The organism is Streptomyces triticisoli (assembly GCF_003270085.1).
Classification (GTDB): domain Bacteria; phylum Actinomycetota; class Actinomycetes; order Streptomycetales; family Streptomycetaceae; genus Streptomyces; species Streptomyces triticisoli.
Window position 1 is genome coordinate 1 of record NZ_QFDQ01000052.1, and the last position, 20,423, is coordinate 20,423.

General features: G+C 71.3%; 18 protein-coding genes and 4 pseudogenes. 19 read left to right on the forward strand and 3 right to left on the reverse strand.

From position 1 onward, the window contains the following. A pseudogene (locus DEP02_RS09285) lies at positions 1-315 on the forward strand (hypothetical protein); the annotation flags it as partial. Positions 316-387: 72 nt separating this feature from the next. After that, entirely contained in the window at positions 388-687 is a 300-nt protein-coding gene (locus DEP02_RS09290; protein WP_112466866.1) for a hypothetical protein, read from the forward strand. A 27-nt stretch (positions 688-714) separates the two neighbouring features. On the opposite strand, the gene DEP02_RS09295 is transcribed toward DEP02_RS09290, so the two are convergent. Next, complete coding sequence (locus tag DEP02_RS09295) at positions 715-1,971, reverse strand: cation:proton antiporter (RefSeq protein ID WP_112466867.1); 1,257 nt, start codon at positions 1,969-1,971, stop codon at positions 715-717. Positions 1,972-1,975: 4 nt separating this feature from the next. Further along, positions 1,976-2,446: a cation:proton antiporter regulatory subunit gene (locus DEP02_RS09300; protein WP_112466868.1), complete on the reverse strand. Its 471-nt coding sequence runs from the start codon at positions 2,444-2,446 to the stop codon at positions 1,976-1,978. A gap of 279 nt (positions 2,447-2,725) precedes the next feature. Between DEP02_RS09300 and tnpA the strand changes: the two are divergent. The 7 genes and pseudogenes from tnpA to DEP02_RS09335 all read left to right on the forward strand — a co-directional run bounded on the left by tnpA (position 2,726) and on the right by DEP02_RS09335 (position 7,171). After that, a pseudogene (tnpA, locus tag DEP02_RS09305) lies at positions 2,726-3,132 on the forward strand (IS200/IS605 family transposase). Continuing rightward, a pseudogene (locus DEP02_RS09310) lies at positions 3,129-4,336 on the forward strand (RNA-guided endonuclease InsQ/TnpB family protein). Before tnpA ends, DEP02_RS09310 begins: the two co-directional pseudogenes overlap by 4 nt. 46 nt (positions 4,337-4,382) lie before the next feature. Further along, positions 4,383-4,607 (forward strand): annotated as a pseudogene (locus DEP02_RS09315) (glycoside hydrolase family 11 protein); the annotation flags it as partial. 218 nt (positions 4,608-4,825) lie between these two features. Continuing rightward, entirely contained in the window at positions 4,826-5,215 is a 390-nt protein-coding gene (locus tag DEP02_RS09320; RefSeq protein ID WP_112466869.1) for a cell division protein SepF, read from the forward strand. Beyond that, complete coding sequence (locus tag DEP02_RS09325; RefSeq protein ID WP_438947739.1) at positions 5,212-5,589, forward strand: nucleotide pyrophosphohydrolase; 378 nt, start codon at positions 5,212-5,214, stop codon at positions 5,587-5,589. The genes DEP02_RS09320 and DEP02_RS09325 overlap by 4 nt, the downstream gene beginning before the upstream one ends. A 169-nt stretch (positions 5,590-5,758) precedes the next feature. After that, complete coding sequence (locus tag DEP02_RS09330; protein WP_112466871.1) at positions 5,759-6,229, forward strand: DUF6099 family protein; 471 nt, start codon at positions 5,759-5,761, stop codon at positions 6,227-6,229. Between the two features lie 18 nt (positions 6,230-6,247). Beyond that, positions 6,248-7,171 carry an LLM class F420-dependent oxidoreductase gene (locus DEP02_RS09335; protein ID WP_112466872.1) on the forward strand — a complete coding sequence of 308 codons (924 nt, stop codon included), beginning with the start codon at positions 6,248-6,250 and terminating at the stop codon, positions 7,169-7,171. Positions 7,172-7,222: 51 nt separating this feature from the next. On the opposite strand, the gene DEP02_RS09340 is transcribed toward DEP02_RS09335, so the two are convergent. Then, the gene (locus DEP02_RS09340) at positions 7,223-7,693 is read right to left on the reverse strand and encodes an NUDIX hydrolase (protein ID WP_232839035.1); all 471 of its coding nucleotides are present in this window, start codon (positions 7,691-7,693) and stop codon (positions 7,223-7,225) included. 222 nt (positions 7,694-7,915) lie between these two features. Between DEP02_RS09340 and DEP02_RS09345 the strand changes: the two genes are divergently transcribed. The 10 genes from DEP02_RS09345 to DEP02_RS09390 all read left to right on the forward strand — a co-directional run bounded on the left by DEP02_RS09345 (position 7,916) and on the right by DEP02_RS09390 (position 20,419). Next, complete coding sequence (locus tag DEP02_RS09345) at positions 7,916-8,632, forward strand: hypothetical protein (RefSeq protein ID WP_112466873.1); 717 nt, start codon at positions 7,916-7,918, stop codon at positions 8,630-8,632. A 131-nt stretch (positions 8,633-8,763) separates the two neighbouring features. After that, positions 8,764-10,254 (forward strand): 3' terminal RNA ribose 2'-O-methyltransferase Hen1, encoded by a 1,491-nt coding sequence (locus DEP02_RS09350; RefSeq protein WP_112466874.1) that lies wholly within the window; start codon positions 8,764-8,766, stop codon positions 10,252-10,254. Continuing rightward, positions 10,251-12,827, forward strand: coding sequence for a polynucleotide kinase-phosphatase (locus tag DEP02_RS09355; protein WP_112466875.1), 2,577 nt, complete (start codon positions 10,251-10,253; stop codon positions 12,825-12,827). Before DEP02_RS09350 ends, DEP02_RS09355 begins: the two co-directional genes overlap by 4 nt. A 107-nt stretch (positions 12,828-12,934) precedes the next feature. Then, positions 12,935-14,164: an arginine deiminase gene (locus tag DEP02_RS09360; RefSeq protein ID WP_112466876.1), complete on the forward strand. Its 1,230-nt coding sequence runs from the start codon at positions 12,935-12,937 to the stop codon at positions 14,162-14,164. A gap of 148 nt (positions 14,165-14,312) precedes the next feature. Further along, positions 14,313-14,915: a helix-turn-helix domain-containing protein gene (locus DEP02_RS09365; protein WP_112466877.1), complete on the forward strand. Its 603-nt coding sequence runs from the start codon at positions 14,313-14,315 to the stop codon at positions 14,913-14,915. A 138-nt stretch (positions 14,916-15,053) separates the two neighbouring features. Then, complete coding sequence (locus tag DEP02_RS09370) at positions 15,054-16,175, forward strand: ABC transporter substrate-binding protein (RefSeq protein WP_112466878.1); 1,122 nt, start codon at positions 15,054-15,056, stop codon at positions 16,173-16,175. A gap of 3 nt (positions 16,176-16,178) precedes the next feature. Beyond that, positions 16,179-17,057: an ABC transporter permease gene (locus DEP02_RS09375; RefSeq protein ID WP_112466879.1), complete on the forward strand. Its 879-nt coding sequence runs from the start codon at positions 16,179-16,181 to the stop codon at positions 17,055-17,057. Next, positions 17,054-17,845, forward strand: coding sequence for an ABC transporter permease (locus DEP02_RS09380; protein WP_112466880.1), 792 nt, complete (start codon positions 17,054-17,056; stop codon positions 17,843-17,845). The genes DEP02_RS09375 and DEP02_RS09380 overlap by 4 nt, the downstream gene beginning before the upstream one ends. Further along, on the forward strand, positions 17,835-19,007 hold the full coding sequence (locus tag DEP02_RS09385) for an ABC transporter ATP-binding protein (protein ID WP_112466881.1): 1,173 nt from the start codon (positions 17,835-17,837) through the stop codon (positions 19,005-19,007). Before DEP02_RS09380 ends, DEP02_RS09385 begins: the two co-directional genes overlap by 11 nt. Next, the gene (locus DEP02_RS09390) at positions 19,004-20,419 is read left to right on the forward strand and encodes an NAD(P)/FAD-dependent oxidoreductase (protein WP_112466882.1); all 1,416 of its coding nucleotides are present in this window, start codon (positions 19,004-19,006) and stop codon (positions 20,417-20,419) included. The genes DEP02_RS09385 and DEP02_RS09390 overlap by 4 nt, the downstream gene beginning before the upstream one ends. Positions 20,420-20,423 lie beyond the last annotated feature (4 nt).

Below are 20,423 nucleotides of genomic sequence, written 5' to 3' on the forward strand. Positions count from 1 at the left end.
CCGGCGGGCTGGCGGCCCCTGCGGGGCGCGGACGCCACCGTGCCCGTCGAGGTGCCCGGCGGCTGGGACCTGGCCGCGGCCGCGGTCTGGTGCGCCGCCGTGGCCAGGGCCGAACCGGACGCCTCGCTGGAGGTCACCCTGCCCGACCCCGGCGGGGCGCGCACCCTGCGGGTGAACATCGAGTACGGCGCCGTACGGGCGGCGGCCCTGGACGGGACTCCGGACGGTCCGGCGCCCGGGACCGCGGTTCTGCTCAGCGGTGCCGGCGCCGCCGACGCGGCCCGGCACCTGATGTACCATCACCGCTCCGATTAGCCCGGTCCCGTCGTACACGACCGTGACGTCCCCGACACGACGGTCCGGGCCACCGCCAAGGAGACGGATCGCATGCTTCCCGCAGTCCTCGCCTTCGGGATCGTCTTCTTCTGCCTCACCCTGTGGTGCTCCGTCACCGTGGCCCGGATGCGGGACATCCCCACGTGGCGCAGATTTCTGCCGCTCTGCCTCTTCCTGCTCTCGAACGGGGCGAGCCTCCTGCGCGCCTTCGACGTACCACAGGTGGCCAACGTCGTCGCCTTCCCACTGAACCTGGCGGTCGTCCTGCTGTCCCTCTGGGAGTTCCGCAGCCGGCGGCTCCGTCGCCGTGGCGGGTCCCGTAGGGCAGACCCGGTCGAGGCCGCGGGCTGAGCCCGGACGGTCGGGCGTTCCCGGCCGTCACCGGGCGGTCGGATCCCGGTCGTCCGTCGTGGCCGGGCCCGGCGCCGTGGTGACCGGCGTTCCCTGGACCGGGCTCAGGCGCGCGGGGACGGCGTCCCGGTGGCCGGTGAGGCGCCGGGCGATCGGCTCGGTGTAGCGGGCGGTGAGCGGGCCGGCGACGACCAGGATCAGTACGTACGCGGTGGCCAGCGGACCCAGGGAGGAATTGACACCGGCGGTGACGGCGAGCCCGGCGATGACGATGGAGAACTCGCCGCGGGCGACGAGGGTGCCGCCGGTCCGCCAGCGGCCCCTGGCCGAGATCCCGGCCCGTTTCGCGGCCCAGTAGCCGGTGGCCGTCTTCGTCAGGGTGGTGATGACCGCCAGGGCGAGGGCGGGCAGCAGGACGGGAGGGATGTCCGCGGCGTTGGTGTGCAGTCCGAAGAAGACGAAGAACATCGCGGCGAACAGGTCCCGCAGGGGGGTGAGCAGGTTGTGCGCGTTCTCGGCGACCTCGCCGGACAGGGCGATGCCGACCAGGAAGGCGCCGACGGCGGCGGAGACCTGCAGCTGCTGGGCGAGACCGGCGACCAGCAGGGTCAGGCCCAGCACCACCAGCAGCAGCTTTTCGGGGTCGTCGCTGGAGACGAGGCGGGAGATGTGACGGCCGTAGCGCACGGCCAGCAGCAGGACCAGTCCGGCGGCGCCGAGGGCGACGGCCAGGGTGACGCTGCCCGCCGCGAGACCGGTCCCGGCGAGCAGGGCGGTGATGATCGGCAGGTAGACCGCCATCGACAGGTCCTCGAGGACCAGGATGCTCAGGATGACCGGGGTCTCGCGGTTGCCCAGCCGTCCCAGGTCGCCGAGGACTTTGGCGATCACTCCGGAGGACGAGACCCAGGTGACTCCGGCGAGCACCGCGGCCGCGACCGGCCCCCAGCCCATGAGCAGTGCCAGTACGGCTCCGGGCGTCGCGTTGAGCGCCGCGTCCACGAGACCGGCCGGGTACTGGGTCCTGAGGTTGGAGACCAGATCGCTGGCCGAGTACTCCAGGCCGAGCATGAGCAGCAGCAGGATGACGCCTATCTCGGCGCCGATCGCCACGAACTCCTCGCTGGCGCCCAGTGGCAGCAGTCCTCCTTTGCCGAAGGCCAGCCCGGCCAGCAGGTACAGCGGGATCGGCGAGAACCGCAGCCGCCCGGCGACCCGGCCCAGCAGCCCCAACGCGAGGATGATCGCACCGAATTCGATCAGAAAGACGGCGGAGGAATGCATAGACTCACTCCCGCCCGAGGATCGCGGCGGCGGCGTCGACGCCCTCGCGCGTGCCGATGACGATCAGCGTGTCACCTCCGGCCAGGCGGAAGTCCGGGCCGGGGGAGGGGATCGCCTCGGCCAGGCGGAGCACGGCCACGATGGACACACCGGTCTCCGTACGCATCCGGGTGTCGCCCAGCAGCCGTCCGTTCCAGTGGGACGTCGCCGCCAGCTCGATCCGCTCCGCCACCAGGCCCAGCTCGGTGGTCGACAGCAGGTTGGGGCTGCGGTGCGTCGGCGCCAGCGCGTCGATGAGGGTCTCCGCCTCCCACGAGGTCAGCCGTACCGACAGGGCGCAGGCGTCCGGATCGTCGTCCCGGTACGTGCTGAGGGTCCGTGAACCGTCCCGGTGGGCCACGACCGACAGACGGCGCCGCTCCCGTGTGGTCAGGTCGTAACGAACTCCTATACCGGGCAACGGTGTTCTGCTCATGCGTGCAGCCCCCACGGCTGTCTCCCTGTCTGGTGTCGACGCGCATTCCTGGTTGAACCCTGAAGACCTTAACTACTGCGTCTCACCTGCTTTGTCTCCGAAAGTTTTGATGATGTCGGGCCGCTTTCTGATCTTGAATTCCGCGTGTTCGGCGGCCGGTGGGGGGGAATCGAGGGCCCCTTCGGCGGCCCGGCGTGGCCGGGGTGGTCACCTCACACGTACGGGTGAGGCCAGGGCCAGGGGAGCCTCCTCCACAGGTGTCGTGTGTATGTTCCCCGTGTGGGTGTGACCAGGAGGGTTCGCCGGTTCTCCGGTGGTGTGTACGACCTCGGGCTGCACGTGGTGTGGTGCCGAAGTACCGCCGTCCGATGCTCGGCGGACGGATCGCGTCACGCCTTGAGGAACCGATCCGGGCCAAGGCCGATGAACGGGGATGGGAGATCGTGGCACTCGACGTGATGCCCGACCACGTCCACCTGTTCGTCAAGCACGGTGCGAAGTCGTCGGCCTCGTACATTGCGAACCAGTTCAAGGGCTTCACCTCTCGCGTCCTGCGGTCGGAGCTTCCGGCCCTGTGGTCGTCGTCGTACTTCGCGGTCCCGGCCGGCGCGGTAAGAGCCGAGACGGTACAGCGGTACATCGACGCCCAGTGGGAGCGTGCCTGGAAGAAGGGGAACGGCTCGTGATCCGCGCGTACAAGTTCCTCTTGCGTCCCACGGCCCGTCAGGCGGTCGCGCTGGGTGAGATGCTGCGGGATCACTGCTCGCTGTACAACGGCGCCCTGCAAGAGCGCCGGGACGCCTACCGTCACAGCTCGAAGACCACCGTGCGGTACGGGGATCAGTCCGCGCAGATGAAGGAGATCCGGGCGTTCGACCAGGAGCGTCAGGGCCGCTGGTCGTTCTCCTCCCAGCAGGCCACCCTGCGCCGCCTCGACAAGGCGTTCGCCGCGTTCTTCCGCCGCGTCAAGGCCGGGCAGACGCCGGGTTACCCCCGCTTCAAGGGTGCCGGGCACTTCGACACTGTTGTGTTCCCCAAGGACGGCGATGGCTGTCGCTGGGACTCCGCCCCCACGACCCGCACACCCGTGTCCGCTTCCAGGGTGTCGGACACGTCCGGGTACACCAGCACCGGCCCGTGCGGGGCCGTGTGAAGACGATCAGCGTCAAGCGTGAGGGGAAGCGCTGGTACGTGGTCCTCGCCTGCGACCAGGTGCTCGCCGAGCCCCTGCCGCCCACCGGCGCGGTGGTCGGCATCGACATGGGCGCCACGCATTTCCTGACCACCTCGGACGGCGAGCACGTCGCCAACCCGCGCTTCCTCGACGCGGCGGCCGAGGAGCTGGCCGAAGCCCAGCGGCACCTGGCTGCCTTCCCCAAGCGGACCCGGCAGCGCACCAAAGCGCACCGGGCCGCCGCCCGCAAGGTCGCCAAGTTGCACGCCAAGATCCGGCGGCAGCGTCTGGACTTCCACCACAAGACCGCTCGCGCGCTGGTCCGCGACCACGACGTGATCGCACACGAGCGGCTGAACACCGCGGGCATGACCAAGACGCCCGCACCCAAACCCGACCCCGCAACGCCTGGCGCGTTCCTGCCGAACGGCGCCGCCGCGAAGGCCGGGCTGAACCGCAGCATCCTCGACGCGGATTGGGGGCAGTTCCTCGGAATCCTGGCGAACAAGGCTGAAAGCGCCGGTCGCCTCGTGATCCCGGTGGATCCCCGCAACACCTCCCGCACCTGCCCCACATGCGGGCACGTCGCGAAGGAGAACCGTGCCACCCAAGCGAAGTTCGCATGCGTCAGATGCAGATTCACCGCGAACGCGGACCACGTCGGCGCGACGAACGTCCTCAACAGGGCCGGGCCGGCCCTCTGCGACGTGGCCTAGCCACCGACGCAGGAAGCCCGCGCGTTCACGCGTGAGTGGAGTCACGAACATGGGCTCCGGTGGCAACTACAGCACCTCATGGAGCAGCACCGGGAACTTCGTCGCCGGCAAGGGATGGAGCACCGGCGGACGCCGCAGCGTGACCTACTCGGGCACCTTCAACCCGTCCGGCAACGCCTACCTGCCCCTCTACGGCTGGTCGACCAACCCGCTCGTCGAGTACTACGTCGTCGACAACTGGGGCGTGACCGTCCAGCACAACGGCAACTGGACCTGGCCCACGGTCTCCTGCAGTACCAGTTAGCCCCCAGGGCACCTGGAAACCCACCCGTGGTGCGGCGGTCCATCGCCGCCGCGCCACGGCCGCTCGCTTTCGGACAAGCTCGGCCCCCGCTGTCGCGCACCGTGTCGCTGCTGGGCCGAACGGGTGACGTGGCGTAAGAATTGGCTGATGCAGGCGAGGAACGCGAGTCAGGGCAGGGAGAGCCGGTGAACAGCCGCGACGTCACCGATGAACAGTGGGAGGGGCTCGCCCAGGTCGTCCCGCTGCGGGGCCGCGACGCCTGGCCGTCCGCCGTGGACCACCGCGCGCCGCCGGAGGCGGAGACGGAGACGCGCCGCCGCTTCGTCGTCCTCAGGGTGAACGTGTTCGCGGACGCCCGTGAGGTCGCCCAGACCCTGATGGCGGGCGTCCCGGTCCTGCTCGACCTCACCGGCGCGGAGAACGAGGTGGCCAAGCGGGTCCTGGACTTCAGCACCGGGGTCGTCTTCGGCCGGGGCAGCGGGATGCACCGCGTCGACCGCAACGTGTTCCTGCTGACGCCGCCCGGCACCGAGGTGAGCGGGCTCATGAAGAGCGCGGCGGCCACCGGCGGATGAGCCGCGCGCCGGGTGCCGGTGGTAGACCTGGTGCCGTGACCGAGCACTCCGAGCGCCCTGACCTGGCCGCGCTGCAGCGGCGGCTGGCCGAGTTCGCCGCGGCCCGCCACTGGCAGCCGTACCACACCCCGAAGAACCTGGTCGCCGCGCTCAGCGTGGAGGCGTCCGAACTCGTCGAGATCTTCCAGTGGCTGACCCCGGAGGAGTCGGCCCGCGTCATGACCGACCCCAGGGCCGCGCACCGCGTGCGGGACGAGATCGCGGACGTCCTCGCGTATCTGCTGCAACTGTGCGAGGTGCTCGGAGTGGACCCGCTGACGGCACTGGAGGCGAAGATCGACCGGAACGAGCGGCGGTTCCCGCCGGGGGAATAGAATCCTTCTCCGCTACTCTCCGTAGTAGCTCGCGCGGTCGAAATCGATTTGTTGTCCGCAGATTTCCGCCTTCCTCTGGCCTTTCGCCCCACCTGCCTTCACTCTGGGTAGTGAACAGCGGAGTTCGGGCAGACGTGCGAGGGAGCACGTCGAGAGACAGGGGCAGCGCATGGACGCGGTGCGGCTCATCCTGGCGAGCAGGCGTGCCCTGGCGGGGAGCGGCGGGGTGCCCGCCGTCCTGGCCGAGGTGTGGCAGGCGCAGGCCCTGGCGCAGGCGGTCGGCAGTCGGCTGGCGGTCTCCGGACCACCCGAACTGCGGGGCGAGGCGCTGGGGTTGACGGAGCTGGCGGGCCGGGGCTGCGGAGTGCTGGACGCATGGGCCCTCGACCCGGGGGACTTGCGGGCGGCCCGGCTCACCGGACTGGACGACACCCGCCAGGCGTTGCTGTGCCTGGACGTGCTGCTCGGCGAGGCCGGTATCGCCCTCGTCGGCGTCGCGAGCGCGGCCCCGGACGAGGCGACGTACTGGCAGTGCATGGAGGCGATCGACGCCGCCGACGAGTCCAGGGACCGGGTCCGCGAGATGCTGCGGAAGCTGGCGGCGCGGGAGGAGGCGCTGCCGGAGCGGGAGGCGGGCTGACGGGGCAGGATGGAGCGCATGGATCTCCGCATCTTCACCGAGCCCCAGCAGGGGGCGTCCTACGACACCCTGCTCACCGTGGCCAAGGCCACCGAGGACCTGGGCTTCGACGCCTTCTTCCGCTCCGACCACTATCTCCGCATGGGCGAGGTGGACGGCCTGCCCGGTCCCACCGACGCCTGGATCACCCTTGCCGGGCTGGCCCGTGAGACCAGGCGCATCCGCCTCGGCACGCTGATGACGGCGGCCACCTTCCGGCTGCCCGGCGTGCTCGCCATCCAGGTCGCCCAGGTCGACCAGATGTCCGGCGGCCGGGTCGAACTCGGCCTGGGGGCAGGCTGGTTCGAGGACGAGCACAAGGCGTACGGCATCCCCTTCCCGAAGGAGAAGTTCGACCGCCTGGAGGAGCAGCTGGCCATCGTCACGGGTCTGTGGGCGACGGAGACCGGCAAGACCTTCGACTTCCGCGGTACGCACTACGAGCTCACCGGCTCGCCCGCGCTGCCCAAGCCCGCGCAGGCGAAGGTCCCGGTGCTCATCGGCGGGCACGGCGCGACCCGCACACCGCGCCTGGCCGCCCAGTACGCCGACGAGTTCAACATTCCGTTCGCCTCGATCGAGGACAGCGAGCGGCAGTTCGGCCGGGTCCGGGCCGCCGCGGAGGCGGCCGGCCGCAGCCCCGACGACCTGACGTACTCCAACGCCCTCGTCGTCTGCGTCGGCCGGGACGACCAGGAGGTCGCCCGCCGCGCCGCCGCGATCGGCCGCGAGGTCGACGAACTGAAGGCCAACGGCCTGGCGGGCTCCCCGGCCGAGGTCGTCGACAAGATCGGCCGCTACGCCGCGACCGGCTCCAGCCGGATCTACCTGCAGATCCTCGACCTCTCCGACCTGGACCACCTGGAGCTGATCTCCTCCCAGGTGCGGTCGCAGCTGCCGTAGCCGCACGAGCGGACGGCCGCTCGCCGCCGCCTCCGCGTCATCTCCCTGGCGTCACCTCCACGGTGTGCCCTCCCGGAGGCACACCACCGTGGCGCTCAACGCCGCCTCGTACAGAGCGGTGAGGGTCTGCGGACCGGCGGCGAGCGGCGGGCCGGGCAGATCGGCCGGGGCGAACCAGCCGTACCGGTCGTGCTCGGGGCTGAGCCGGACGGCCGTCCGCGCGTCGTCGGGGAGCGTGCCACCGTAGAAGACGCAGTCGAGGACGGGACCCGTGCCCAGCACGTCCACGCGGTGGTCCACACCGATCAGCACGGGCGCGGGCCCGAGCTCGATGCCCGTCTCCTCGCGCATCTCCCGCCGGGCCGCCGTCCAGGGATCCTCGCCGTGGTCGAGCATCCCGCCGGGCATCCACCACTGGCCGGCGCCCGGCTGGCCGGGGCCGTACCGCAGGAGCAGCAGGCGTCCCTCACCGTCCAGCACCACTACGCACGCGGCGAGGAGCGCCCGCGGCTGCGTCCTCACCCACTCCTCGCGGGGCATCCACTCCACTGCTCACGCCCTCCCGGACGGTCTCGGCCGGCGCCTGCTGCTTTCCACCCTGACAACGACGGCCGGGCGGTTGTGACACGCCGGTGACACACCTGTGGCAGGAGGAGTGGCCTCCACCACAGCTTGTAATGGCCATGCCTGATCGGCTTGGCGCATGCCAGAAACGATCATTCCGGACCCGGCAGGCGGCCACTGATGAGGCGTGCGTACCCCTTCCCGATCTCGAGCCGTCCCCTGGCCGCACTGCTCGCCGCCGCGGGCATCGGCACCGCGGTAGTGGTCGGGAACGGCGGCCTCGACACCGTCGTGGGCTGCGGGCTCACCGAGGACCGCTGGCCGTCCAACACGGCGCGGGAGTGGGTCACCCACGCCGACCGTGTCGTCGTCGCCTCGCCGACGCGGGAGGAGGAGACCAACCGCCGCGACCACCCCAGGGGCCCGATCGCGGCCTCGACCGACCGCACGGTCACCTTCGCCACCTCCACCGTCCTGTGGACCTCCCGCAGGCACCCCGGCCGGGACATCGGCAAGGGCTTCGAACTGACCGCCCCCGGTTGGCAGACGTACCGCTCCGACGGCAGCCGCGCCAAACGCACCGCGGCCGACCAGCCGCGCCTGGAGACCGGTCACACCTACATCCTCGCGCTCCGGTACGACGACGAGGGCCGCCTCGTCGTGCTCGGCGAGGGCGCCTCCGTCCCCTTCGACGACCGCACCGTCGGCAAGGGCGAGTGGTGCGGGCGCACGGTCGACACCGAAACCTTCGCGAGGGGCGAGAACCTCTCCCGCCGAGACGACAACCCCCTGGAGGAGATCACGCTCGGCAGGAACGAGGACGCGGTCCGCCGCGCACTCGACCGGGCGGCGGAGAAACAGGCGAAGGAACAGTCAGGGGAACAGGCGGAGGAATAAAGGAAGGCGTCGGCCGCCCGGCCTGTGCCAAGGTGAGGGTGTCGTCCTGCCGAGCCCCCGGGATCGCGGTCCCAGGGGGCTCCGTCGTGTACGGCACCGCAGTCGTCCGCCCAGCCGGAGAGGCTCTCCGCATGTTCCTGACCATCACCACCACCGGCACCACCCAGCGCCCGGCCACCGACCTCGGCTTCCTGCTGCACAAGCACCCGGACAAGGCGCAGGCGTTCTCCACCTCCCACGGCACCGCGCACGTCCTCTACCCCGAGGCGGACGAACAGCGCTGCACGGCGGCGCTGCTGCTGGAGGTCGACCCGGTGGCCCTGGTCAGGCGGGGCAGGGGCAAGGGGCGCGGCGGCGCACCCGACGCGGCGCTCGCGCAGTACGTCAACGACCGGCCGTACGCCGCCTCCTCACTGCTCGCCGTCGCGCTGAGCGGGGTGTTCTCCAGCGCCCTGCGCGGGGTGTGCCACGCCCGCCCCGAACTCCCGGGCGAGGAACGCCCGTTGCGCATCGAGGTACCGGCCCTCCCCGCCCGCGGCGGCCCCGACCTCGTACGGCGCCTGTTCGAACCGCTCGGCTGGACGGTCACCGCCGAACCGGTCGCGCTGGACGCGGAGTTCCCCGAGTGGGGCGACTCCCGGTACGTGCGGCTCGTGCTGGAGTCCGAGGCGGTGACCCTCGCCGAGGCCCTGCGCCACCTCTACGTCCTGCTCCCCGTCCTCGACGACGCCAAGCACTACTGGGTCTCCGCCGAGGAGGTCGACAAGCTGCTGCGGGCCGGCGAGGGCTGGCTGCCCGAGCACCCCGAGCAGAAGCTGATCACCAGCCGCTACCTCTCGCGCCGCTGGTCGCTGACCCGGCAGGCGATGGAGCGTCTGGAGCTGGTCCGGCTGGCCGAGTCCGACGACAGCGAGGTCGACGAACTCGACAACGCGGTGGCGGCCGAGACCGAGGCCGAGGAGAAGCCGACCCCGCTCGCCGTGCGGCGCCGGGAGGCGATCGTCGCGGCACTGCGGGAGTCCGGGGCCGCCCGGGTGCTCGACCTCGGGTGCGGGCAGGGCCAGTTGGTGCAGGTACTGCTGAAGGACGCGCGCTTCACCGAGATCGTCGGCGTCGACGTGTCCGTACGGGCCCTCACCATCGCCGCCCGGCGGCTGAAGCTGGACCGGATGGGGGAGCGGCAGGCCTCCCGCGTCGCACTCCGGCAGGGCTCGCTCGTCTACACCGACAAACGGCTCAAGGGCTACGACGCCGCCGTGCTCAGCGAGGTGATCGAGCACCTGGACCTGCCCCGGCTGCCCGCCCTGGAGTACGCGGTGTTCGGCGCGGCCCGCCCCCGCACGGTCCTCGTGACCACCCCGAACGTCGAGTACAACGTCCGCTGGGAGACCCTCCCCGCCGGACACGTCCGGCACCGTGACCACCGCTTCGAGTGGACCCGCGCCCAGTTCGGCCAGTGGGCGCAGGCCGTGGCCGAACGCCACGGCTACGACGTCGAGTTCCGTCCCGTCGGCCCCGACGACCCCGAGGTCGGACCGCCCACCCAGATGGCCGTGTTCACGCTCAGGACCACCACGGACAACAGCGAGAACAACAACGAGAAGGAGGCGACAGCGGCATGACCGAGACCCGGACCCCCACCAGCAGAGGGCGCGTCCTGCCCATAACCGACCTCTCCCTCGTCGTCCTCGTCGGCGCCTCCGGCTCGGGCAAGTCCACCTTCGCCCGCCGCCACTTCAAGCCCACCGAGGTCCTCTCCTCCGACTTCTGCCGCGGCCTGGTCTCCGACGACGAGAACGACCAGAGCGCCACCCGCGACGCCTTCGACGTGCTGCACTACATCGCCGGCAAGCGCCTGGCGGCCGGCCGCCGGACCGTCGTCGACGCCACCAGCGTGCAGCAGGACGCCCGCCGTCAGCTGATCGACCTGGCGAAGAAGCACGACGTGCTGCCCATCGCCGTCGTGCTGGACGTGCCGGAGGAGGTGTGCGCCGAGCGCAACGCGGCCCGCACCGACCGGGCCGACATGCCGCGCCGGGTGATCCGCCGGCACACCCGCGAACTGCGCCGTTCCCTGCGCCACCTGGAGCGCGAGGGCTTCCGCAAGGTGCACGTCCTGCGCGGAGTGGAGGAGGTGGAGAGCGCCTCGGTCGTCACCGAGAAGCGCTTCAACGACCTCACCCACCTCACCGGCCCCTTCGACATCATCGGCGACATCCACGGCTGCTCCGCCGAACTGGAGTCCCTGCTCGGCAAGTTGGGCTACACCGACGGCGTGCACCCCGAGGGCCGTACGGCGGTCTTCGTCGGCGACCTGGTCGACCGCGGCCCCGACACCCCGGGTGTGCTGCGCCGGGTGATGTCCATGGTGAAGTCCCGGAACGCGCTGTGCGTGCCGGGCAACCACGAAAACAAGTACGGGCGTTACCTGAAGGGCCGCAAGGTCCAGCACACGCACGGACTGTCCGAGACCATCGCGCAGATGGAGGGCGAGAGCGAGGAGTTCCGGCAGGAGGTGAGGGAGTTCATCGACGGGCTCGTCAGTCACTACGTCCTCGACGGCGGCCGGCTGGTCGTCAGTCACGCCGGTCTGCCGGAGAAGTACCACGGCCGCACCTCGGGCCGGGTGCGCTCGCACGCGCTCTACGGCGACACCACCGGGGAGACGGACGAGTTCGGCCTGCCGGTGCGCTACCCCTGGGCGGAGGACTACCGGGGCAGGGCGGCCGTGGTCTACGGCCACACCCCGGTCCCGGAGGCCACCTGGCTGAACAACACCATCTGCCTGGACACCGGCGCCGTCTTCGGCGGGAAGCTGACCGCGCTGCGCTGGCCGGAGCGGGAGCTGGTCGACGTACCGGCCGAGCGGGTCTGGTACGAGCCGGCGAAACCGCTGCGGACCGGGGCGCCGGGCGGGCACGACGGGCGCCCGCTGGACCTCGGTGACGTGCACGGCCGCCGGGCGGTGGAGACCCGTGAGGCCGGCCGGGTCTCCGTCCGTGAGGAGAACGCGGCGGCGGCCCTGGAGGTCATGAGCCGTTTCGCGGTCGACCCGCGGCTGCTGCCGTACCTGCCGCCGACCATGGCGCCGACGGCGACCTCCAAGGTGGGTGCCCGCGGCGGAGCCGCTGATGGACACTTCCTGGAGCACCCGGAGGAGGCCTTCGCCCAGTACCGGGAGGACGGGGTCGCGCGGGTCGTGTGCGAGGAGAAGCACATGGGTTCGCGGGCGGTGGCCCTGGTCTGCCGGGACGCGGAGGCGGCGCGCAAGCGGTTCGGGGTGGACGGCCCGACCGGCTCCCTCTACACCCGCACCGGCCGCCCCTTCTTCGACGACCCGGCGGTCACCGAGGAGATCCTGGACCGCCTGCGCACGGCGGTCACCGAGGCCGGCCTGTGGGCGGAGCTGGACACGGACTGGCTGCTGCTCGACGCCGAGCTGATGCCCTGGTCGCTGAAGGCCTCCGGGCTGCTGCGCACCCAGTACGCGGCGGTCGGCGCGGCCGCCGGAGCGGTGTTCCCGGGCGCGCTGGCCGCGCTGGAGGGCGCCGCGGCCCGGGGCGTCGACGTCACCGGCCTGCTCGCCCGCCAGCGCGGGAGGGCCGCCGACGCCGCCGCGTTCACGGCCGCCTACCGCCGTTACTGCTGGACCACCGACGGCCTGGACGGCGTCCGCCTGGCGCCGTTCCAGATCCTGGCGGTCCAGGGCCGCAGCCTCGCCGGGCTGCCGCACGACGAGCAACTGGCGCTGATCGACCGCCTCGTCGAGCACGACGGCACCGGTCTGCTGCAGACCACCCGACGCCTGTACGTCGACACCGCCGACCCGGAGTCGGTGCGGGCGGGCGTGGACTGGTGGCTGGAGATGACCGGGCGCGGCGGCGAGGGCATGGTCGTCAAGCCGCTGGGCGCGCTGGTGCGCACCGAGCAGGGCCGCCCGGTGCAGCCCGGCATCAAGTGCCGGGGCCGTGAGTACCTGCGGATCATCTACGGCCCCGAGTACACCCGCCCGGACCACCTCGACCGCCTGCGCCGGCGCTTCCTCAACCACAAGCGCTCCCTCGCGCTCCGCGAGTACGCCCTGGGCCTGGAGGCCCTGGACCGCCTGGCCGACGGCGAACCGCTGTGGCGGGTGCACGAGGCGGTGTTCGGTGTCCTGGCACTGGAGTCGGAGCCGGTGGACCCGCGGCTGTGAGGCCCCGGGGACCGACGCCTCCCTTGTCGTCACGCGGACGAGAACAAGAGCCGCGAAAACGAGCGAGCCGAGGGTGAAGTCGGTCCCCGGTGGTCAGGATGAAAGGCATGGGATTCCATGTCGACTCCGAGACCGGGCGGCTGCGCCGCGTCATCCTGCACCGGCCCGACCTCGAGCTCAAAAGGCTCACCCCCAGCAACAAGGACGCCCTCCTGTTCGACGACGTGCTGTGGGTGCGCCGGGCGCGCGCCGAGCACGACGGGTTCGCCGACGTGCTGCGCGACCGCGGGGTCGCCGTGCACTTCTTCGGCGACCTGCTGACCGAGGCGATGGAGATCCCGTCGGCCCGGTCGCTCGTCCTGGACCGCGTCTTCGACGAGAAGGAGTACGGGCCGCTCGCCACCGACCACCTCCGGGCCGTGTTCGAGACCCTGACCACCCGCGAGCTGGTCGAGGCCCTGGTCGGCGGCATGACCAAGCGGGAGTTCCTCACCGCCCACGCCGAGCCGACGTCCGTGCGGTTCCACGTCATGGACCTGGACGACTTCCTGCTGCCCCCGCTGCCCAACCACCTCTTCACCCGCGACACCTCCGCCTGGATCTACGACGGCGTGTCCATCAACGCGATGCGCTGGCCCGCCCGGCAGCGCGAGACCGTGCACTTCGAGGCGATCTACCGCCACCACCCCCTCTTCCGGGGCGAGACGTTCCACGTCTGGTCCGAGGGGCAGTCCGACTACCCGTCCACCATCGAGGGCGGCGACGTGCTGGTGATCGGCAACGGCGCCGTGCTCATCGGCATGAGCGAGCGGACCACGCCCCAGGCGGTGGAGATGCTCGCGCACAAGCTGTTCGCCGCCGGGTCGGCCCGCACGATCGTCGCGCTCGACATGCCCAAGCGGCGTGCCGTGATGCACCTCGACACGGTGATGACCATGGTCGACGGCGACACCTTCACCCAGTACGCGGGCCTCGGCATGCTCCGCTCCTACACCATCGAGCCGGGCGCCGACGACAAGGAACTGAAGGTCACCGACCATCCGCCGGAGCACATGCACCGGGCGATGGCCGCCGCCCTCGGACTCAGCGAGATCCGGGTCCTGACCGCCACCCAGGACGTGCACGCGGCCGAGCGTGAGCAGTGGGACGACGGCTGCAACGTCCTCGCCGTCGAGCCCGGCGTCGTCATCGCCTACGAGCGCAACTCCACCACCAACACCCACCTGCGTAAACAGGGCATCGAGGTGATCGAGATCCCCGGCAGCGAGCTGGGCCGCGGCAGGGGCGGCCCGCGCTGCATGAGCTGCCCGGTCGAACGGGACGCCGTACCGAGGTAGCCGCGCCCGAGGCAGCCGCGCCCTCACGTGGAGGGTCACGTTCCGGTGACGGCTGAGGGAGGGTCTTGTGTGGCGGGCCACCGCAACATACGGTCCGTACCACGCCAGCGAACAAAGTGTTCGCTGAAGACGTATCAGGTGTTCGCTCATGACTGATCGTTCGTTGCCGGGCCCCGTCGACGGTTCCGCCGTCGACGCTCCCGACGCGGCTTTGGGGGCCCGTATCCGGGAGTACCGGATGATGCGGCGGATGTCACTGCGTGCCCTGGGGGAGGCGGCCCAGGCAAGTCCTGGGTTCCTCAGTCAGCTGGAACGCGGACAGGTGAACTCCTCCATCGGCATGCTCCGGCGGATCGCGGCGGCGCTCGGCCTCACCGTGGCCGACCTGTTCGACCAGGACGGCGCGCCCGGCCCGAGGGTGGTGCGGCGGGCCGACCGGCCGATCCTGCACACCGCCCCGGGCAGCCGGAAGTTCCTCATCTCGCAGCGTCCGCTCAGCCATCTGGAGGTGTACACGGGCGAGTTCGACCCAGGAGCCTCCACCGGCGACGACGCCTACACCCACGGGGACTCCCAGGAGATCCTCCTGGTGCTCAGCGGCGGGGTGCGGGTCGAACTCGACGGCCACGCCCACGACCTGGAGGCCGGCGACAGCATCGAATACCGCTCCTCGGTGCCGCACCGCGTGGTCAACAGCCACGAAACGCCTGCCGAGATCCTCTGGATCATCAGTCCGCCGACGCCGGACTGACCTCTCCCCGCCGCATCCCGCCCGCCGCGCCGACCTCCCTTCCCCGTATCCCGGTATCCCGCCTCGCGCCCTGTCGCCGTGCGCTTCTTGTCTCTCCCCGCCCCCGTTTGCCCTCCCCCGTCCCCCCTGGAGCCAGTAATGCCCGGAATATCACGCAAAATCGTTGGCTGTGCCGCCGCTGCCGGCGCGCTGCTGCTGACCCTCACCGGCTGCGCCGGTACCGGTCCGGCCGCGGCCGACGTCGACCTGGGCCCCGGCCCGGCCGTGGCCGGCAAGGTGAAGAAGGGCGCGCTCGACGGCGTCACCCTCACCTTCGCCTCCTACGGCGGCATCTACCAGGACGGCCAGGAGGCCGCCGCCGTCAAGCCGTTCGCCACCGAGTCGGGAGCGAAGGTCCTCTCCGACGGCCCCACCGACTACACCAAGGTCAAGGCCCAGGTCGACGCCAAGAACGTCACCTGGGACGTGGTGGACGCCGACACCCTCTGGGCCGAGCGCCAGTGCGGCAAGCTGTTCATGCCGCTCGACAGCGACATCGTCGACACCTCCAAGCTGCCCAAGGGCATGGAGGGCAAGTGCTCCGTGCCGGCCATGAGCTACGGCGTCGTCCTGATGTACGACAAGAAGAAGTTCGGCGACAACCCGCCGAAGGACTGGGCGGACTTCCTCGACACCGCCAAGTACCCCGGCAAGCGCGCGATACCCGGCTTCGCGTCGGACGCGGCCCCGGGTGCGCTGGAGGCGGCGCTGATCGCCGACGGGGTCGCTCCCGACCAGCTGTTCCCGCTGGACGTCGACCGGGCCCTCAAGAAGCTGACGAGCGTCCGCTCCTCGCTGGTCTTCTGGGACACCGGTGCCCGCTCCCAGCAGCTGCTGGAGTCCGGTGAGGTCTCCATGGCCATGGTGTGGTCCGGCCGCGCCTACTCGGCGGTCAAGAACGGCGCCCACTTCGCCCCGCAGTGGAACCAGTTCCTGCCGGTCTCCGACTCCCTCGCCGTCCCCGTCGGCGCCAAGAACCCCAAGGCAGCCATGGCGCTGATCAACTACTACCTGGGCGCCGCCCAGCAGGCCAAGCTCACCGAGCTGACCTCCTACTCGCCGATCAACACCGACGCCGAGCCCGAGGTCGACGAGCTGGCCTCGCAGTACCTGACCACCACCCCCGAGCGGCAGGCCCAGGCACTCGAGATCGACAACGCCTGGTGGGCCAAGAACCAGGAGCAGATCATCCAGAAGTGGTCCGACTGGCTGGCGCGGTAACCCATGACAGCCCTGATCGAGATCGCCTCCCCGGCCTCCGGCAGCCGGCCCCGCAAGGGCGCCGGCGGCCGGTGGGGATGGCTGCTGCTGCCCGCGGTCGCACTGCTGGCCGTGCTCTTCCTGGTGCCGCTGGGCCTGATGGCCTGGCGCAGCGTCACCGAGCCGGTGCCCGGCGCGGGCAACTACTCCTGGTTCCTCACCAGCGACGTCGCCCTCGCCACCCTGGTCCGCACCCTGACCGTCGGCGCCGCCGTCACCCTGGTGACCCTGCTGCTCTCCTACCCGTACGCCTACCTGATGACCATGGTCGGCGCCCGCGCGCGGATCTGGCTCACCCTGCTGGTGCTGCTGCCGTTCTGGACCAGCCTGATGGTGCGCACCTTCGCCTGGGTGGTGCTGCTTCAGGACAACGGCGTGGTCAACCAGCTCCTCGGCACCGTGGGGCTGGGACCGCTGCAGCTGATCCGCACCCCCGCCGGGGTGGTGATCGGCATGTCCCAGGTGCTGATGCCCTTCATGGTGCTGCCGCTGTACGCCGTGATGAGCGGCATCGACCGCCGGCTCCTCGACGCCGCGCAGGGCATGGGCGCCCGCCCGGCCATCGCGTTCCTGCGGGTCTTCGTACCGCTGTCGCTGCCCGGCGTGGGCGCCGGCGCGCTGACCGTGTTCATCACCTCGCTCGGCTTCTACGTCACCCCGGCGCTGCTGGGCTCGCCCGACCAGGCACTGATCTCCCAGCAGATCTTCACCCAGGTCAACGGGCTGCTCGCGTGGGGCCGCGGCGGAGCGATGGGCGTGGTGCTGCTGGCGGTGACGCTGGTCCTGCTGGGGCTGGTCGGCGTCGTCCTGCGGATCACCCGGACCCGGGGAGGTGCCCGATGAGGACCGGACCCGCGCGGATCGCGCTCTGGGCGTTCAGCGCACTGGTGGGCTGCTGGCTCCTCGCGCCGACGCTCGTGGTGATCCCGCTCAGCTTCACCGACAAGGCGTCCCTGGTGTTCCCGCCGAGCGGCTGGTCCACCCGCTGGTACGCCAACTTCTTCACCGACCCCCGCTGGATGGAGGCGCTGTTCGCCTCGCTCCAAGTGGGCGCCCTGGTCGCGGTGGTGGCCACCGTGCTGGGCACCGCCGCCGCGATCGCGCTCACCCGGTCCGGCTCGCGCTGGGTGAAGGGATCGTACGGTCTGCTGCTGGCCCCCATGATCGTGCCGACCGTGGTGGTCGCCATCGGCGTCTACGCCCTCTTCCTCCAGTACAACCTGCTGGGCACCCTGCTCGGCTTCGTCACCGCCCACACCGTGCTGGCCCTGCCGTTCGTGATCATCCCGGTCACGGCGAGCCTGCGCGGCTTCGACCGGCGCCTGGAGGACGCCGCACTGATCTGCGGCGCCACCCGGTGGGGCGCCATCCGGCAGGTGACGCTGCCGCAGATCGCCCCCGGAGTCGTCTCCGGTGCCCTGTTCGCCTTCGTCACCAGCTTCGACGAGGTCGTCGTCTCGCTGTTCATCCAGAGTCCCTACCTGCAGACCCTGCCGGTCAAGATGTTCGCCAGCGTGACCCGGGACACCGACCCCACCATCGCCGCGGCCGCCACCCTGATCATCGTCTTCACCACGGTGCTCGTGCTGGCCGCAACCTTCGCCACCGCCAGGAGGAACCGTGTCCGCTGAGACCAGCCTCATCAAGGCGCGCGGAGCCCGCATCGAACTGGCGCAGGTGCGCAAGGAGTACGCGGACTCCGTCGCCGTCGACGACGTCTCCCTGGTCGTCGAACCGGGGGAGTTCATGACCCTGCTGGGCCCCAGCGGCTCCGGCAAGACCACCACCCTCAACATCATCGCCGGGTTCACCACCGCCACGTCGGGCACGCTGACCGTCGGCGGCAAGCAGATGCAGGACCTGCCGCCGCACCGGCGCGACATCGGCATGGTCTTCCAGCACTACGCGCTCTTCCCGCACATGACCGTGGCGGAGAACGTCGCCTTCCCGCTCAAGCAGCGCAAGGTGCCCAAGGCCCGCCGCGCCGAGATGGTGGAGGCGGCGCTGGAGACGGTGCGGCTCGGCGGCTACGGCCACCGCCGGCCCCGCGAACTCTCCGGCGGCCAGCAGCAGCGGGTCGCCCTGGCGCGGGCCGTGGTGTACGAGCCGAGCGTGCTGCTGATGGACGAGCCGCTCGGCGCGCTCGACAAGAAGCTGCGGGAAAGCCTCCAACTGGAGATCAAGCGGGTGCACCAGGAGGTCGGCTCCACCTTCGTCTTCGTCACCCACGACCAGGAGGAGGCGCTGGTCCTCTCCGACCGCATCGCCGTCTTCAACGACGGCGGCATCCAGCAGGTCGGCACCGCGAGCGAACTCTACGAAAAGCCGCAGAGCCTGTTCGTGGCCGAGTTCCTCGGCGAGTCCTCCACCGTACGGGGACGTGTCGAGCCGGACGGTGACGACTCCTGCCTGCGGGTCGGCGACCGCACCGTGCTGGCCGCGGGCCGACTCGCGAAGGGCAGCGCGGCCGCCGTCGTGGTCCGCCCCGAGCACCTGAGGGTGCAGCCGGTCGCGGAGCCGGTCGGCCCCGGGGTCAACGCGCTGCCGGCCAGGGTCACCCAGGAGATCTACCTGGGCTCCGGCCGCAAGCTCGAACTCGCCCTGCCCGACGGCACCGTGCTGCTCGCGCGGGAACAGGCCGACCGGCTGTCCGGCGTCCGCCACGGCGACGAGGTCACCGTGGTCTGGGACGTCGAGCGGGGTGTCCTGCTCGACGACGCCTCCGGTACCACCCACCCACCCACTTCCGGTGACCGGATCCCGGTCGCCGCCGCGGAAAAGAGCGGACGATGAGCACCACCCGCAGCGGCACTCCCGCCACCAGCCCCACCTTCGTCAACGGTGACGTCTCCTTCTGGTACCGGGAGGGCGGCGTCCCCGCCCGCCGCCCGGCCCTGCCCGGCGACCTGGACGTGGACGTCGCGCTCGTCGGCGGCGGCTACACCTCCCTGTGGACCGCCTACTACCTCAAGCAGGCCGCGCCGGACCTGCGGATCGCCGTGCTGGAGAAGGAGTTCGCCGGCTTCGGCGCCTCCGGCCGCAACGGCGGCTGGCTCAGCGCCGAGCCGCCCGGCCAGATGCGCCGCTACGCCAAGTCGCACGGCCGGGAGTCGGCCGTCGCCCTGCAGCGCGAGATGTTCTCCTCCGTCGACGAGGTCATCCGCGTCGCCGCCGAGGAGGGCATCGACGCCGACATCCAGAAGGACGGCCTGCTGCACGTCGCCACCAACGCCGCGCAGGAGCGACGGCTGCGCGAACGACTGCCGTCGCTGCGCGCCGAGGGCTGGGGCGAGGACGACCTGATCGAACTCGACCGCGACCAGCTCGCCGAACGGGTCCGCGTCGCCGGCGCCCGCGGCGCCCAGTGGAGCCCGCACTGCGCCCGCATCCAGCCCGCCAAGCTGGTACGGGGCCTGGCCGACGTGGTCGAGCGGATGGGCGTCGCCCTCTACGAGGGCACCGAGGTCACCGAGATCCGCCCGCGCGAGGCGGTCACCACCCACGGCACGGTCAGGGCGACGTACGTGATCCGGGCGCTGGAAGGGTTCACCGCCGGGCTGCGCGGCCACCGCCGGGTCTGGCTGCCCATGAACAGCAGCATGATCGTCACCGAGCCGCTGCCCGCCTCCGCGTGGGAGGAGATCGGCTGGCGCGGCGCCGAGCTCATCGGCGACGAGGCCAACTCCTACTGCTACATCCAGCGCACCACCGACGGCCGCATCGCCATCGGCGGACGCGGCATCCCGTACATGTTCGGCTCCCACGTCGACCAGCGCGGCGAGACCAGGACCGCCACCCAGATGCAGCTGCAGGCCATTCTGCGGCAGCACTTCCCGGCCACCGAGGGCGTCACGATCGACCACACCTGGTCCGGCGTGCTGGGCGTGCCGCGCGACTGGTGCGCCACCGTCCACCTGGACGAGAAGACCGGCCTCGGCTGGGCCGGCGGCTACGTCGGGCACGGCGTGACCACCACCAACCTCGCCGGCCGCACCCTGCGCGACCTGATCCTGCGGCAGAGGACCGACCTCACCCGGCTGCCCTGGGTCGACCGCAAGGTACGCGGCTGGGAGCCGGAGCCGCTGCGCTGGCTGGGCGTCCGCAGCCTCTACGTCGCCTACCGCGCCGCGGACCGGCACGAGAATTCCGGTCTGGAGCGCACCTCCGTCATCGCACGCGTCGCCGACGTCATCAGCGGCCGCTGAAAGG